At 57.1% G+C, this 14,916-nt stretch carries 13 protein-coding genes; 6 read left to right on the forward strand and 7 right to left on the reverse strand.

What is annotated here, in order from left to right; all coding sequences use genetic code 11:
• Positions 1 to 2: 2 nt before the first annotated feature.
• Entirely contained in the window at positions 3 to 1,256 is a 1,254-nt protein-coding gene (glyA, locus tag QFW87_RS25440; RefSeq protein ID WP_283181744.1) for a serine hydroxymethyltransferase, read from the forward strand.
• 53 nt (positions 1,257 to 1,309) lie between these two features.
• On the opposite strand, the gene QFW87_RS25445 is transcribed toward glyA, so the two are convergent.
• Positions 1,310 to 2,641 carry an IS4 family transposase gene (locus QFW87_RS25445; protein ID WP_283181584.1) on the reverse strand — a complete coding sequence of 444 codons (1,332 nt, stop codon included), beginning with the start codon at positions 2,639 to 2,641 and terminating at the stop codon, positions 1,310 to 1,312.
• 329 nt (positions 2,642 to 2,970) lie between these two features.
• On the opposite strand from QFW87_RS25445, the gene QFW87_RS25450 reads away from it, so the two are divergent.
• From QFW87_RS25450 to QFW87_RS25465, 4 genes are all read left to right on the forward strand, one after another.
• A complete protein-coding gene (locus QFW87_RS25450; protein WP_008154240.1) occupies positions 2,971 to 4,284 on the forward strand; it encodes a C4-dicarboxylate transporter DctA in 1,314 nt (437 codons plus the stop codon).
• 67 nt (positions 4,285 to 4,351) lie between these two features.
• A complete protein-coding gene (locus QFW87_RS25455) occupies positions 4,352 to 5,056 on the forward strand; it encodes a FadR/GntR family transcriptional regulator (protein ID WP_074871066.1) in 705 nt (234 codons plus the stop codon).
• A gap of 45 nt (positions 5,057 to 5,101) precedes the next feature.
• Positions 5,102 to 5,797, forward strand: coding sequence for a GntR family transcriptional regulator (locus QFW87_RS25460; protein ID WP_283181745.1), 696 nt, complete (start codon positions 5,102 to 5,104; stop codon positions 5,795 to 5,797).
• Between the two features lie 627 nt (positions 5,798 to 6,424).
• Positions 6,425 to 6,973: a hypothetical protein gene (locus QFW87_RS25465; RefSeq protein WP_283189162.1), complete on the forward strand. Its 549-nt coding sequence runs from the start codon at positions 6,425 to 6,427 to the stop codon at positions 6,971 to 6,973.
• Between the two features lie 74 nt (positions 6,974 to 7,047).
• On the opposite strand, the gene yjiA is transcribed toward QFW87_RS25465, so the two are convergent.
• The 3 genes from yjiA to QFW87_RS25480 form a co-directional block, all read right to left on the reverse strand.
• The gene (gene yjiA / locus QFW87_RS25470) at positions 7,048 to 8,016 is read right to left on the reverse strand and encodes a GTPase (protein ID WP_074871071.1); all 969 of its coding nucleotides are present in this window, start codon (positions 8,014 to 8,016) and stop codon (positions 7,048 to 7,050) included.
• Positions 8,017 to 8,177: 161 nt separating this feature from the next.
• Positions 8,178 to 8,375, reverse strand: a complete 198-nt coding sequence (locus QFW87_RS25475; protein ID WP_283181748.1) for a YbdD/YjiX family protein — start codon at positions 8,373 to 8,375, stop codon at positions 8,178 to 8,180.
• A 14-nt stretch (positions 8,376 to 8,389) separates the two neighbouring features.
• A complete protein-coding gene (locus QFW87_RS25480; protein WP_283189163.1) occupies positions 8,390 to 10,456 on the reverse strand; it encodes a carbon starvation CstA family protein in 2,067 nt (688 codons plus the stop codon).
• 158 nt (positions 10,457 to 10,614) lie between these two features.
• On the opposite strand from QFW87_RS25480, the gene QFW87_RS25485 reads away from it, so the two are divergent.
• Positions 10,615 to 10,983 (forward strand): PilZ domain-containing protein, encoded by a 369-nt coding sequence (locus QFW87_RS25485; protein WP_283189164.1) that lies wholly within the window; start codon positions 10,615 to 10,617, stop codon positions 10,981 to 10,983.
• 130 nt (positions 10,984 to 11,113) lie between these two features.
• Here the strand turns inward: QFW87_RS25485 and radA are convergent, their stop codons facing one another.
• From radA to katB, 3 genes are read right to left on the reverse strand one after another with little or no spacing between them, the layout of a single operon-like run.
• A complete protein-coding gene (radA, locus tag QFW87_RS25490) occupies positions 11,114 to 12,481 on the reverse strand; it encodes a DNA repair protein RadA (RefSeq protein ID WP_008149143.1) in 1,368 nt (455 codons plus the stop codon).
• Positions 12,482 to 12,526: 45 nt separating this feature from the next.
• Positions 12,527 to 13,081, reverse strand: coding sequence for an ankyrin repeat domain-containing protein (locus QFW87_RS25495; protein WP_283181751.1), 555 nt, complete (start codon positions 13,079 to 13,081; stop codon positions 12,527 to 12,529).
• 57 nt (positions 13,082 to 13,138) lie between these two features.
• A complete protein-coding gene (gene katB / locus QFW87_RS25500) occupies positions 13,139 to 14,680 on the reverse strand; it encodes a catalase KatB (protein ID WP_283189165.1) in 1,542 nt (513 codons plus the stop codon).
• Between the last annotated feature and the right edge of the window lie 236 nt (positions 14,681 to 14,916).

The following is a 14,916-nucleotide window of genomic DNA, read 5'->3' on the forward strand; positions in this document are numbered from 1 at the left end:
CCATGTTCAGCCGTGATTTGACTATTGCCAAGTACGACGCCGATCTCTTTGCCGCCATGGAGCAAGAAGCTCAGCGCCAGGAAGAACACATCGAGCTGATCGCTTCGGAAAACTACACCAGCCCTGCGGTCATGGAAGCTCAAGGCTCGGTACTGACCAACAAGTACGCCGAAGGCTACCCGGGCAAGCGCTACTACGGTGGTTGCGAGTTCGTCGACGTGGTCGAGCAACTGGCCATCGACCGTGCAAAAGAACTGTTCGGCGCTGATTACGCCAACGTTCAGCCACACGCCGGCTCCCAAGCCAACAGCGCCGTTTATCTGGCCCTGCTGCAAGCGGGCGACACCCTCCTGGGCATGAGCCTGGCGCACGGTGGTCACCTGACCCACGGTGCCAGCGTTTCCTCCTCCGGCAAGCTGTACAACGCCGTTCAGTACGGTATCGACGGCAACGGCCTGATCGACTACGACGAAGTCGAGCGTCTGGCGGTTGAACACAAGCCGAAAATGATCGTGGCCGGTTTCTCTGCCTACTCGCAGATCCTCGACTTCCCGCGTTTCCGTGAGATCGCTGACAAGGTTGGCGCCTATCTGTTCGTCGACATGGCCCACGTGGCCGGTCTGGTCGCCGCTGGCGTCTACCCGAACCCGGTGCCTTTCGCTGACGTCGTGACCACCACCACGCACAAGACCCTGCGCGGTCCACGTGGCGGCCTGATCCTGGCTCGCGCCAACGCCGACATCGAGAAAAAGCTGAACTCCGCGGTATTCCCGGGCGCCCAGGGTGGCCCGCTGGAGCACGTGATCGCCGCTAAAGCGATCTGCTTCAAGGAAGCACTGCAACCTGAGTTCAAGACTTACCAGCAACAAGTGGTGAAAAACGCCAAGGCCATGGCCGGCGTGTTCATCGAGCGCGGTTTCGACGTAGTTTCCGGCGGTACTGAAAACCACCTGTTCCTGCTGTCGCTGATCAAGCAGGAAATTTCCGGTAAAGACGCTGACGCCGCTCTGGGCAAAGCGTTCATCACCGTGAACAAGAACTCCGTGCCAAACGATCCACGCTCCCCGTTCGTCACCTCCGGTCTGCGCTTCGGTACTCCGGCTGTGACCACTCGTGGCTTCAAGGAAGCAGAGTGCAAAGAACTGGCCGGCTGGATCTGCGACATCCTGGCGGACCTTTCCAACGAAGCGGTGATCGACGCCGTTCGTGAGAAGGTCAAGGCCATCTGCAAGAAGCTGCCGGTATACGGCGCCTAATCAGCCCGCTAAACCGTAGCAATGAAAAACCGGCCAGTGATGGCTAATGCCAGTCAGTTAAGCTGACTGGCATTTTTCTTTCTGATCGGATATTTCGGTGATTTGAGCCTTATGGCGCGGGGATAAATGCGCTCTTCCCGTCGATGCGGCAGAACATAATGCGGGGCAGAGGCGTGCAGCTCGGCCAGATATTTGGGGATGTTCCCGGAACGGTCGGCCGAAACGCTGTTGATAAACCCTAAAATTGCCCAAGTACACGCGGCAAAGCTCATTTCGCACGGGTAAATACCTGGACAGTGGCGGCTCATTTCCACCATCTGGTAGCGCAGCAGGTTGTAGCCCAGCAACACACCCCACAGTTCCTGCTCGATCATCTCGGGCGTCTTGCTACGCAATGTATAGCTGCTGTTGAGCAGCGTCTGTTTCATCTCGCGAAACCCTAATTCGATCTCCCATCGCTGGCTGTACAGGTCGACGATTTCGTCGGACGGGAAGCGTAGCGGATCGGCCATCGACGTCAGGATCTGACAAACCTTGCCCTTGACGGTTTTGCTCAGCAATCGCGCGGTCAGGCGCTCCGGCAGCCCCGGCCATTGCGTGCGGGCCTGCGGCGAAGTGCTCAACGAGACCACAGCGTCCTGGCGCCCCAAGCGCTGAATCACTTCGTACTGCGCACCTTTGCGCAGAGGCATCAGCCAATGTCGCTCGATGCCTGCTTGCTGCCACTGATGCAGCAAACCCAAGGAGTAAAAACCGCGATCGAACAGCGTCAGCGAGTGATCGGGCGTGGTTTCGATCAGTTGCTCCGCCAGTTTCATTTCGTTGCTGCGATAGCCATCCAACGCGCTGCCGATCAGCATGTGGCTGGTCAACTCCATTTGGCAGACCATGCGCACCTGAGGAAAACCAGTGTCGCCATGCTGGTTGCTGGCGGAGTCGTAACGCGCACGGTTTTCGGGGGTATCGGGTGTTCGCCAGACGACGCCGTCGACACCCAGTAAGCGCAAACCGGCCCAAGTTGGGTGATCCACGGCCTCATGCCAACTTTTCTGAGTCAGATGGAAGACTTGTCGTACAGCTTCGCTGCCTAATCGCTGACGGGCCTGGACTACGGCGCTGGGCGCCACCAGCGGACGTTGTCCCGGCAGCATGATGTTCATGCGGCTGACCACATCCCAGGCCGACATGCGTCGAAAGAACGCCATGGAGATCACGCACCAAAGCATCATTTCCAGCGGCAAACGCCGCTTGCGCAGGGTCGCCACGCCGGCCTGTTCAAGTGCCTGCTCGACCAAAGATGGATCGAGTAAAGAATCCAGTCCCTCGATTGAGTTAGGGGTGGAGGCGATATTGTGGGTCAGTTCCAGGGCCCGAGCGAGACGCATAAAAAAATCCGATGCCAGTACAGGCATCGGATTTTGATTTCTTGCGGCCAAAGGTCAAGCAAGAGGGCTTAACTGATCGGCATTAGCCTGTGATGGCCGGTTTTTTTTCGTCCGCGATTTTTTTCAAACAACGAAAAGGCTCAAGGTCGGGGCATTGCGCCCAACTGGTAAGACCGGTCATGCCAATCACTCAAAATTTGCTTGCGATCACCTAAAAACAGCGCCTAGACTGCGCCCGCACTGGACATACCGGTAAGACCACAATAATTAAGTCCTGAATCTGATGCGCGAAGCGCACGGCAGCCAGGACACCGACCAGGATTCCTCCCATGCTCAGATGGTGCTCGCGTTCAATCTTCCTCCAAGTGGTTCTCGGACTGGTGCTCGGCATCGTCTGCGGGCTGACCCTTCCTGAATACTCCGCCCAGCTCAAACCGCTCGGCGATGGCTTCATCAAACTGATCAAGATGCTCATCGGTCTGATCGTATTCTGCGTGGTGGTCAGCGGCATCAGCGGTGCCGGCGACCTGAAGAAGGTCGGACGCATCGGCCTGAAATCGGTGATCTACTTCGAAATCCTGACCACCATCGCCCTGGTGATTGGTCTGGTGTTCGCTTTCACCACCGGCATCGGCAGCGGCGCGAACATTCATCTGGATCAGCTTTCCGCTGCCGACATGGGCGACATCGCCCAGCGCGGTCAGCACATGCAAACCACCTCCCAGTTCCTGATGAACCTGATCCCGACCTCGGTAATCGGCGCCTTCGCGGAGAACAACATTCTGCAAGTCCTGCTGTTTTCGGTGCTGTTCGGCAGTGCGCTGAACCTGGTGGGCGAAGCAGCGTCAGGTATTTCCCGGCTGATCAATGAGCTGAGCCACGTGATCTTCCGCATCATGGGCATGATCGTGCGTCTGGCGCCGATCGGCGTGTTCGGCGCCATCGCTTTCACCACCAGCAAATATGGCCTGGATTCGCTGCAGCACCTGGGCAGCCTGGTTGGCCTGTTTTATCTGACCTGTGTGGCGTTTGTGACATTGATTCTCGGCCTGGTGATGCGCCTTTCGGGCCTGAAGATGTGGCCGTTGCTTAAATACCTGCGCGAAGAACTGCTGATCGTCATGGGCACCGCCTCCTCCGACGCCGTGCTGCCACAAATCATGCGCAAGCTTGAGCATCTGGGCATCGGCAGTTCGACGGTCGGGCTGGTCATTCCTACCGGTTACTCGTTCAACCTGGACGGTTTCTCGATCTACCTGACCCTCGCCATCGTGTTCATCGCCAATGCCACCGGCACGCCGCTGGCCATGACCGATCTGCTGACGATTCTGCTGGTATCGTTGATCACCTCCAAAGGTGCCCACGGGATTCCCGGCTCGGCGCTGGTGATTCTCGCGGCGACACTGACGGCGATCCCGGCGATTCCGGTGGTCGGCCTGGTGCTGGTGTTGGCAGTGGACTGGTTCATGGGCATCGGCCGGGCGCTGACCAACCTGATCGGCAACTGCGTCGCCACCGTGGCCATCGCGCGCTGGGAAAAGGACATCGATATTCAACGGGCGAACAAAGTACTTTCTGGCCAGGTGGGTTATACCTTCCAGCCGAGAAAGCCTGTCGGCCCGGCACATCAGCAGGAATTCTGAATAATCGCCGTGCCTGCCCACGGGCAGGCACGGTCATCAATCGTTTTGGATGCTCATGGAGCGAACAGTGATCACCTCGTCGACCGTTGTGAATTCAGTAGTAGAAAAACTCCGGGCCGCTTTGGCCCGTGGTCAGTGGCGCTCCGGCGAGATGCTGCCGGGGCAGCGTGAGCTGGCCGAACAACTGGGCATCAGCCGCCCGAGCCTGCGCGAAGCCGTCATCGTGCTGGAAACCCTTGGGCTGGTGCGCTCCATGCCGGGTAAAGGCGTGGTGGTGCTGGAGGCCAATCTTAGCGACAGCCAAAGCCACGACAGCGCGGTCGCCGGTGCGAGCCTGGAAGACGTGCTGCAACTGCGCTACACGCTTGAACCGTTCATTGTCGGCCTGGTGGCGCAGTCGATCAGCAGCAAGGAAGTCGGGCAACTGCGCTTGACCCTGATGGACATGCGCGAAGCGCTGGAAGCCAACGACAGCGAAGCCGGCGTGAACGCCTACATCGCGTTCCACGAAGAGCTGTTCACGCTGACCTCGAACCCGATTTTCCAGAGTGTGGTGCAACAGACCAGCAACGCCCTCAAGCAAAGCGCCGACGTGCTGCGCAACTCCCCGGAGCATTTGGCTGAGCGCCTTGAGGAGAACGAAGCCGTGGTGCGCGCTATTCGCAGCAAAAACAGCGCCCAGGCCAGCGCCGAGATGCGTCGGCACATCCTTCGGGAAGGCCAGCGGATGGGCATCGAATTGAATATTCCGGACGACAATCTGGGCAAATAGCTGTACTGAAAAAAACCCTATCGGCAACCGGACTGGAGACAGGCCATGAGTTCCTACGCCTTGAAGATTCCCGTTTTCTCGATTTCCACCGCCCTGCCCTTGCGCCACCAGAGCGACAAGAAGCGTTGCGTCGACGACATCTATCCGCAGATTTTCGATGCCATTCTCGAACAACGCATTGCCCCGGGCAGCCGTTTCACCGAAGCAAGCCTTGGCCAGGCATTCGGTGTCAGCCGCAGTATCATCCGCCAGGTACTGGCGCGATTGTCTCATCAGCAGGTCATCATTCTGCGGCCCAATCATCGCCCGCAAGTCGCGACCTCCGATGCCGAACAAACCCGTCAGATTCTCCATGCCCGCCGGCTGACCGAAACCACTCTGGCGCGACTGGCCTGCCAGCAACCGTCTTCCCGGCACCTGCCGCAGTTACGCGAATTGATAGAGCGCGAACGCCGCTATATCGAACAAAACCAACGCGGGCCGGCTATTCGTCTGTCGGGCGAGTTCCACCTGCAACTGGCGCAAGTCGCAGGCAACGTGCCATTGGCACAATTTCTCGGCAGCCTGGTGCCGCTGACCTCATTGGCCATCGCCCACTACGAAGAACAAGCGCGTAGTTACTGCGCGTGGCAAGAACATGCGGAGATCGTCGAGGCGGTGGAGTGCGGAGATGCCAAGGTTGCCGAGGGCTTGATGGCCCGGCTTCTGGAGCATCTGGAGGAGAAGTTGCTGAACCCGTAATCGGCTTGTGTAACGGCTTGCGCACAACATTTCTGACCGTCCCGAGACTCGGTTCTTTAACCGGTTTTTTCGCCTTGAAACTATTGAAACTATTGAAACCTGCTATCACTTTGCAACCGCCGCCATTAACTGCCAACGAATACTTTATACGCGCCACATAAAAACCTCACTCATACCGCCAACTTCCCGAAACAAAGAAACGAGCACAACCTATAAAAAACAATTTAATCTCTGGTTCTACTTTTACTGAAAACCAACTAATCAAGATGTAAATGTTTGAGATAACTTCATGATCACCGCCCATCAGAAATACTTCCGCGCCTGTCTTGAAAAGCCGTTCGCAACCTCGCATGGCTATCTTGTCATGACCCGCCCGCCCCTAAGCAGTGACGGGTACTTCGTTGGCCGGTGCACATTGGATCATTACCTTGCAACCAAGTAAAAACACAACAAAACCCCAGAGACACCGCATCTAAACCTTAACAACCTCGACACGCTTAATCTGTTTGATGAGGACAATAAATCTGTAAGTGGACGACCTCCACGACCATTATCATTGCGTAAAATTCAAAGTCAAAAACTGACCAAACACCTGAACATCAATTTCTTATCAAGGAAGATATAACCATGACCGTTGAAAAATCCTTTATTGCAGAACTGGCTAGTGATTACGGCCACCTGCATTTCCCTAGACTGACACACGGCCGCGAAGTCACCATCCCTGTCACGGGCTTCTTCGACTTCTCTCCCACTGACGTATACGTATCAGATACTCTATTCGCAAAGAAAGGCCTGCCGGGTTCCACCTTGCAGTTCTACTTTTATAATCTTGGAGGTACGCATATCTATTTTATGCTTGTTATTACTCCCGGCCCGCTCTTTGGCAGACTAGTCGGCATCGATGAAAATGACTGTCTCACCGCCATGGAAGGGCCCACGGCAGGCCCTAAGAGACTCGCCACGTTTTCTTTTTTAGACAATAACGGCAAACTCGCTTCTCTCGACAATCCCCAATCAAACACTCTATTCGTGACCATTAAAGTTAACGACAAATCGCTAACGCGCAGCAAGAATTCGCCGGAAGGATTTATTATCTCTGCAGGCATGGGAATCCAGATGAACTTCAGTCTGAAGATCATTAAACGCAACGTAGACTCGAGCATCCTCAACGCCTAATCATTTCAGCACCTGCCTTTTCATATAACAAGAAAAGGCAGGACAAACTTACCATCGAGCAGCTACCTCGGCAGTTATGCTTCTACGCGAGAAAAGCCCTCACGAATCTTCTCTTCCGGCAAATCGTCGGCAATGAACACGATCACGCTTTCGCGCGTTTCATCGTCTGCCCATTCCGTGTCCCAATCGAATCCGTATAACTTCAACACACCCTGAAACACCATGCGCCGCGGCTCGCCAAGGATGTTCAACACGCCTTTGTAGCGCAGCAATTGCTTGCCATGGTCCTCCAGCAGTTCGTTCATGAACTCGCTGAGTTTGTCGATATCCAGCGGCTTGTCGGTGCGCAGCACCAGGCTGGAAATGCGGTCGATGGACGGCGCTTTGCTCACCGGGCGCAGGCTGACACCACCACCCAGGTCGGCATTGAGATTGAAGCCGCGCACGTCGAGCAATTCGGCCAGATCGATCTTGCCGTGCTCGACCACGCGGATCGGTGCGCGACGGTTGATGCGGGTCAGGCGCTCGCTCAGCGCGGTAAAGGTCGCCTCGTCCACCAGATCGCGCTTGCTCACCAGTAAGCGGTCGGCGAAACCGATCTGCGCCTGGGCGATGGTTTGAGTCAGGTGAGTGTCAGCGTGCGCCGCATCGACCAGGGTAATGATGCCGTCGAGGATGTAGCGCTCGCGCAGCTCTTCATCGATGAAAAAGGTTTGGGCCACAGGTGCCGGGTCGGCCAGGCCGGTGCATTCGATCACCAGACGGTCGAAAGCAATTTCTCCGCTGTCCAGGCGCTCGAGCAGCAAGTACAAGGCTTTGGTCAGATCGGTGTGGATGGTGCAGCAGACGCAGCCGTTGGACAGCGTCATCACTTGCACCGGTTCGTCGCCCAACAGCTGGGTGTCGATACCGGCGTCGCTGAATTCGTTCTCGATCACGGCGATTTTCAGGCCGTGTTCGGCTTTGAGCAGGTGGCGCAACAGCGTGGTTTTTCCCGCGCCGAGAAAGCCACTGAGGATTGTTACCGGGATGGGAGAGGACAACTGGAGTCTCCTGTTTCACAAAATGAGAATTCAACACAAAACAAATGTGGGAGCGAGCCTGCTCGCGAAAGCGGTCTATCAGTCAACACAGTGTCGAATGACAGATTGCCTTCGCGAGCAGGCTCGCTCCCACAGGGGGATTACGTCAACCTGGCGTCAAATCAACAGCACTTGGGCCCACCCTTGCCACCGTAACGAGCCTCTTGGCGTTCCCGGAAGAACATTTCGTAGGTCATCACCGGTTTGTCCGGGTGGTTGGTTTGCATATGCTCGACGTAATTGTCGTAGTCGGGCATCCCGACCATCAGGCGCGCGGCCTGACCGAGGTATTTACCGAGGCGACTCAGGTCATTGAACATGCTGCAATCCTCGATTACGCATCTGGCAGAGCCTGGAATGGCGCTTCTTTATCCGTACGTTCTTTGCTGCCCCAGGCGGAAATACCGACCTTGAGCGCATAGAACAGGATACTGAATACCACGAACAGGAACAGCGCCGTCAGCGTTGCGTTGGTGTAGGCGTTGAAGATCACGTGCTGCATCTGCGTAATGTCCTTGGCCGGTGCGAGGATCTGACCGTTGGCCAGCGCATCGCTGTACTTCTTGGCCAGCGACAGGAAGCCGATCGCCGGGTTGGCGTCGAACAGCTTGATGAAGCCGGCGGTGGTGGTGCAGATCAGCAGCCACACGGCGGGCAGTATGGTGACCCAGACGTAGCGCTGGCGTTTCATTTTGATCAGCACAACGGTCGCCAGCATCAGCGCGATACCGGCCAGCATCTGGTTGGAGATACCGAACAGCGGCCACAAGGTGTTGATGCCACCCAGCGGATCGATCACGCCCTGGTACAGCAACCAACCCCACATCGCCACACAACCGGCGGTTGCGATCAGGTTGGCGGTCCAGGATTCGGTGCGTTTCAGCGCTGGCACGAAGGAACCGAGCAAGTCCTGCAGCATGAAGCGGCCGGCACGGGTACCGGCGTCGACGGCCGTCAGGATGAACAGCGCCTCGAACAGAATCGCGAAGTGGTACCAGAACGCCATGGTGTTTTCACCCGGCAGGACACTGTGCAGGATCTGTGCGATACCGACCGCCAGGGTCGGCGCACCGCCAGCACGGGCCAGGATCGTGGTTTCACCGATGTCCTTGGCCACCGCCTGCAGCGCTTCCGGGGTAATTGCAAAGCCCCAACTGCTAACCATCTGCGCGACCGAAACCACGTCACTGCCGACGATGGCCGCCGGGCTGTTCATGGCGAAATACACGCCTGGCTCGATCACCGACGCGGCAACCATGGCCATGATGGCGACGAAGGATTCCATCAGCATGCCGCCGTAACCGATGTAACGGGCGTTGACTTCGTTATCCAACATTTTCGGTGTGGTGCCCGAAGCAATCAGCGAGTGAAAACCCGAGACCGCGCCACAGGCGATGGTGATAAACAGGAATGGGAACAGACCGCCCTTCCACACCGGCCCGGTGCCGTCGATGAACTGGGTCAGTGCCGGCATTTTCAGGTCGGGCATGGTGATCAGAATGCCGATCGCCAAGGCCACGATGGTACCGATTTTGAGAAACGTGGACAGGTAATCACGCGGTGCCAGAATCAGCCAGATCGGCAACACTGCGGCAACAAAACCGTAGCCGATCAGCATCCAGGTTATTTGTACGCCGGTGAAGGTGAACGCTTTGGCCCACACCGGATCGGCAGCCACTTGCCCGCCCAGCCAGATCGAACCCAGCAACAGCAATACGCCAATCACCGAGATTTCACCGATGCGGCCCGGACGGATGTAGCGCATGTAGATGCCCATGAACATCGCGATCGGGATGGTCGCCATGACCGTGAAAATCCCCCAAGGGCTTTCAGCCAGGGCTTTCACGACGATCAGCGCCAGCACCGCGAGGATGATGACCATGATCAGGAAGCAGCCAAACAGCGCGATGGTGCCGGGGATGCGGCCCATTTCTTCACGAACCATGTCGCCGAGGGAACGGCCGTTGCGGCGGGTGGACATGAACAGGACCATGAAGTCCTGAACGGCACCCGCCAGCACCACGCCGGCAATCAGCCACAGCGTACCGGGCAGATAGCCCATTTGCGCCGCCAGAACCGGACCGACCAGCGGCCCCGCGCCAGCGATGGCGGCGAAGTGGTGACCGAAGAGGATGTGTTTATTGGTGGGGACGTAGTCCAGACCGTCATTGTTAAGCACGGCGGGGGTGGCCCGTCGCGGGTCGAGTTGCATCACGTTGTTAGCGATGAACAGACTGTAGTAACGATAGGCAACCAGATAGATGGCCACGGCGGCGACCACAATCCACAAGGCGTTGATCGCCTCGCCTCGGCGCAATGCCACTACACCGAGGGCACACGCCCCTACGATTGCCAGCAGCAGCCAGGGTAGGTGGCGTAGCAGGCTATTATTATTTTTCATTTTATGATTCCAGCCAGGGTGGACAAGAAAGACAGCCATCCCGAGTTTAGCGCTAACGGCCGCAAAGGCCATCCCCCGACATGGGTTGAGCCATCACTTTGCTGGCAGCCTTTGCCAATGCGGGTCTATAGTCAGCGAACATTTACGAGGATTGCGCCATGAGCGAGCACCCTGCCGATCGCCGCCGCTTCAAACGTATTGCGTTCGATGCCCGAACCGAGCTGAGTCAGGGGGAATTCATCTGGCCGGTGAAGTTGATCGACCTGTCACTGAAGGGACTGTTAATCGAAAAGCCCGAACCGTGGCTGGGGAATCGGGAGTGGCATTTCCTGGTCGATATTCATCTCAACGAGGACGTCGCCATCAAGATGGATGTGCAACTGACCCACGATGATCATGGTCAGCTCGGGTTCGTCTGCAAACACATCAGCCTCGAATCCATCGAACGCCTGCGGCGGTTGGTTGAACTCAACCTTGGCGATCCGCAAGAGCTTGAGCGCGAACTGGGCGCCCTGATCGAAATCTGACAGCCCAACACTAATCCAATGTGGGAGCGAGCCTGCTCGCGAATACGGTCTGACATTCAACATTTAAGTCGACTGACATACTGCTATCGCGAGCAGGCTCGCTCCCACAGGTTTTGTAACGACCTGAAAGTTATTCGAAGAGGGCGTCCAACGCCTGCTCCAGACGCGTCACGGCAATAATCTGCAACCCCGGCGGCGCCTCTTTCGGCGCATTGCCCTTGGGCACGATGGCGCGTTTGAAGCCGTGTTTGGCGGCTTCTTTCAAGCGTTCCTGGCCGCTCGGCACCGGGCGTACTTCGCCGGAAAGCCCGACTTCGCCGAACACCAGCAGATCGTGGGGCAGTGGCCGGTTACGCAAACTGGACATGACTGCCGCCATCAGCGCCAGATCGGATGCCGTTTCCAGCACCTTCACCCCGCCAACCACGTTGAGAAACACATCCTGATCGTGGGTCGGAATGCCGCCGTGACGGTGCAGCACCGCCAACAACATCGCCAGTCGGTTCTGGTCCAGCCCCAGCGTTACCCGACGTGGATTGGCCAGGTGACTGTCGTCCACCAGCGCCTGGACTTCCACCAGCATCGGCCGCGTCCCTTCCCACGTCGCCATGACCACACTGCCCGGCACTTCTTCCTGCGCACGGGTGAGAAAAATCGCCGAAGGGTTGGAGACTTCTTTCAGCCCCTTGTCGGTCATACCGAATACGCCCAGTTCGTTGACGGCGCCGAAACGGTTCTTCACCGCTCGCAGCAAACGCAAACGCCCATCGGATTCGCCTTCGAAATACAGAACCGTGTCGACCATGTGCTCCAGCACTCGCGGTCCCGCCAATGCACCTTCTTTCGTCACGTGACCGACCAGGAAAATGGCCGTGCCGCTCTGCTTGGCATAGCGCACCAGCAACGCCGCGCTTTCCCGAACCTGCGAGACGCCGCCTGGTGCCGATTGCAGCTGCTCGGTGAAGATCGTCTGAATCGAGTCGATCACCATCACCTTGGGTTTTTCCTGCCGGGCGGTGGCGATGATGGTTTCGATGCAGGTTTCGGTCATCACCCGCAGTTGATCCTGAGGCAAACCGAGACGGCGGGCGCGCATGGCCACTTGCTGCTGGGATTCTTCGCCGGTGACGTACAGTGCCGGCATGACTTTGGCGAGGTTGCACAAGGTTTGCAGCAGAATGGTCGATTTGCCGATGCCCGGATCACCGCCGATCAGCACCACCGAACCGTCTACCAGACCACCGCCCAGCACCCGATCCAGTTCACTGGAGGCTGTGGAAAAACGCGGAATCTCTTCGACGCTGACTTCGGCCAGGGTCTTGATCTGCGCCTGTTGGCCGGTCCAGCCGGTGCGACCGCTGGGGGCTGCGGCACCACCGCTCTCCACCATGGTTTCGGTCAGGGTGTTCCAGGCCCCGCACTCGCCGCACTGGCCAGCCCACTTGGGGAAGGTTGAGCCGCACTCGGTGCAGCCATACATGCGCTTGGCCTTGGCCATCTGAACTCCCGGCAAAAACCGCGATGATAGCTCAGCTGGTGCGGATCAGCGCGGCGCCGCGTTGCGGATTTGACCGCTGGCCAGACGCGCGGCGCTGTTGCCCAGCGGATCCTCAGCGTAAAGGTCCGCCCCCTTGGCTTTGAGCGCGTCGAGCAACTCAACTCGCTTGAACAATCCGGCGTACATCGCTGCGGTCTGCCCGGCGCCATTACGTTGATCGGGGTTGCAATTGGCTGCTAACAAGGTTCGAGCAATCTGTACTTCGCCCTTGAAAATCGCGCCCATTAGCGCCGTGTTGCCACGCAGGTCCTGAGCACAAGCGTCCGCCCTGGCAGCGAGCAATCGGTCCACTGCCGCACTCTGCCCGTGATAAGCCGCCAGAATCAGTGCGGTGTAACCTTTGCTATCGCGAGTATTGAGGGAGTATCCAGCCTCGATGAAGGTCTCGAGCATCGGCACATCGCCGCGACGGGCAGCATCGAAGTAGTAGTCCTGCAATTGGGCTTTCAGCGCAGAAGGATCTTTCGTGACTTGCGTGGCCGGCCCGGCGAACACGCCGAACGGCAGACACACCAGAAAAAAAGACAGATAAAAACGCATGACAAAGCTCCCTGGCCAGACGGGACCTCGCATGAGGCCCCGCTTCAGGTTGAAAAATCAGTCGACCAGTTTGGCCGCCAGCGCCTTGACCCGGCTCAGATCCCCCTTGGCAACCTTGGTCACCCCGGTCCCGTACTCCGGGTCGGCCTTATAGAGGAAGGACAGCATGATGTGTTTGCTCTCATCATCGGTGGTGACCAGCGAACCACCGAAGCTCTCAATCAGGTCGTTGCGTTCTTTCTTGCTGAAGGAGCGATACAGATCGCCGGCTTGCTTGAAGTTTTGTTCACGCTGAATCTTCGCCTGCTGCGTGCTGCCCGACAGCGCCGATTGGCTGTAGCGTGCGGTTTGCAGCTCTTCACGAGGCAGCAAACGGCTTGGCTGGTAATTCACCCCAGTGCTGCTGTGGCCGATGTTCATTGCGCCGTCCTGATTGCCGTTGTTTACCGCAATCTTTGGAGCATTGATCGGCAACTGCATCGCATTGGCCCCCAGGCGATACAGTTGCGTATCGGCATAAGAGAACACTCTACCCTGTAACAATCGGTCTTCCGAAGGTTCGATACCGGGAACAAGATTGGTCGGCGCCATGGCAACTTGCTCCGTTTCCTGGAAGACATTCGCAGGATTACGGTTCAAGACCATCTGTCCAACTTTTCGCTCTGGAACGCCGGGCCAAATCTTGGTCGCGTCCAATGGATCGAAATCAAACTTGTACAAATCCTGAGGATTTAAAACCTGGACGTACAAATCCCACTTCGGAAAGTCACCTTTATTAATATGAGCCACCAAGTCGTTGGTCATATGACTGTAGTCTTTACCTTGAACATTGGTCACCGTTTTCGGATCTAGATTATTAATTCCCTGCAAACTTTTCCAGTGGAACTTCACGTAGTGAACTTCACCCTTGGCGTTAATTAACTTATAGGCGTGAACACCATTACCATCCATTTCCCGATAACTGGCCGGTGTACCGGAGTTAGAGTACAACTCGGTCAGGGTACGAGTCGCTTCCGGAACATGCGAGAAGAAATCGAAACGACGGGCGTCGTCGTCGAGGTTGGTACGCGGGTCAGGCTTGAAGGCATGGACCATGTCCGGAAACTTGATGGCGTCACGGATGAAGAAAGTCGGGAAATTGTTGCCGACCAGGTCCCAATTGCCGTCCGCAGAGTAGAACTTGGTGGCGAAACCGCGAGGGTCACGCAGGGTTTCCGGCGAATGGTTGCCGTGGACCACCGCCGAAAAGCGTACAAACACCGGAGTGTTCTGGCCAGCAGCGAATACCTTGGCCTTGGTCAGATCGCTGAGGTCGTCAGTCACGCTGAAGGTGCCATGGGCGCCGGTGCCGCGGGCATGCACTACTCGCTCAGGAATGCGTTCACGGTCAAAGCGCTGGAGCTTCTGGATCAATTGCACGTCTTGCAGCAACACCGGGCCGGTCGCGCCAGCGGTTTGCGAGTTCTGGTTGTCGCCCACCGCGGCACCGTTATCGCGAGTCAGGGTTGCTGCGTTGACGGAGAAGGACAGCAGACTGGCGGTCAAAACGCCAAGGGTGCGCCGATGTGAAAAAGCCCCGAGGCCAATGGTCGAATTCATTTCAGGTTCCTCTGTTTTTTTAGGCGCAATCCAAGTGCGCTTTTCAGAGGCTAGAGGTCGAAGCCGCAGAACATAAATAGAAAGAACGTAACGCTATGATTTAGAATTTTATGTGGATAATCAGCTGGTTAACGCGTATACGTGCGCGATTGATGGCACTTTACAAACTAATTACCGGCAAATGTGTCGATAACAACGAGCATTGTAAGAAGGTGTTTCGAGCAAGACCCGTTTTG

This window comes from Pseudomonas sp. PMCC200344, from assembly GCF_030053095.1.
Classification (GTDB): Bacteria; Pseudomonadota; Gammaproteobacteria; order Pseudomonadales; family Pseudomonadaceae; genus Aquipseudomonas; species Aquipseudomonas svalbardensis.

What these genes read in the sequence shown, in the direction of transcription:
- QFW87_RS25480 (WP_283189163.1), bottom strand. Translation starts at nt 10,456, where the DNA reads ATGAAAAATAATAATAGCCTGCTACGCCACCTACCCTGGCTGCTGCTG.
- QFW87_RS25445 (WP_283181584.1), bottom strand. Translation starts at nt 2,641, where the DNA reads ATGCGTCTCGCTCGGGCCCTGGAACTGACCCACAATATCGCCTCCACC.
- katB (WP_283189165.1), bottom strand. Translation starts at nt 14,680, where the DNA reads ATGAATTCGACCATTGGCCTCGGGGCTTTTTCACATCGGCGCACCCTT.
- QFW87_RS25450 (WP_008154240.1), top strand. Translation starts at nt 2,971, where the DNA reads ATGCTCAGATGGTGCTCGCGTTCAATCTTCCTCCAAGTGGTTCTCGGA.
- radA (WP_008149143.1), bottom strand. Translation starts at nt 12,481, where the DNA reads ATGGCCAAGGCCAAGCGCATGTATGGCTGCACCGAGTGCGGCTCAACC.
- glyA (WP_283181744.1), top strand. Translation starts at nt 3, where the DNA reads ATGTTCAGCCGTGATTTGACTATTGCCAAGTACGACGCCGATCTCTTT.
- QFW87_RS25495 (WP_283181751.1), bottom strand. Translation starts at nt 13,081, where the DNA reads ATGCGTTTTTATCTGTCTTTTTTTCTGGTGTGTCTGCCGTTCGGCGTG.
- QFW87_RS25475 (WP_283181748.1), bottom strand. Translation starts at nt 8,375, where the DNA reads ATGTTCAATGACCTGAGTCGCCTCGGTAAATACCTCGGTCAGGCCGCG.
- QFW87_RS25460 (WP_283181745.1), top strand. Translation starts at nt 5,102, where the DNA reads ATGAGTTCCTACGCCTTGAAGATTCCCGTTTTCTCGATTTCCACCGCC.
- QFW87_RS25485 (WP_283189164.1), top strand. Translation starts at nt 10,615, where the DNA reads ATGAGCGAGCACCCTGCCGATCGCCGCCGCTTCAAACGTATTGCGTTC.
- QFW87_RS25465 (WP_283189162.1), top strand. Translation starts at nt 6,425, where the DNA reads ATGACCGTTGAAAAATCCTTTATTGCAGAACTGGCTAGTGATTACGGC.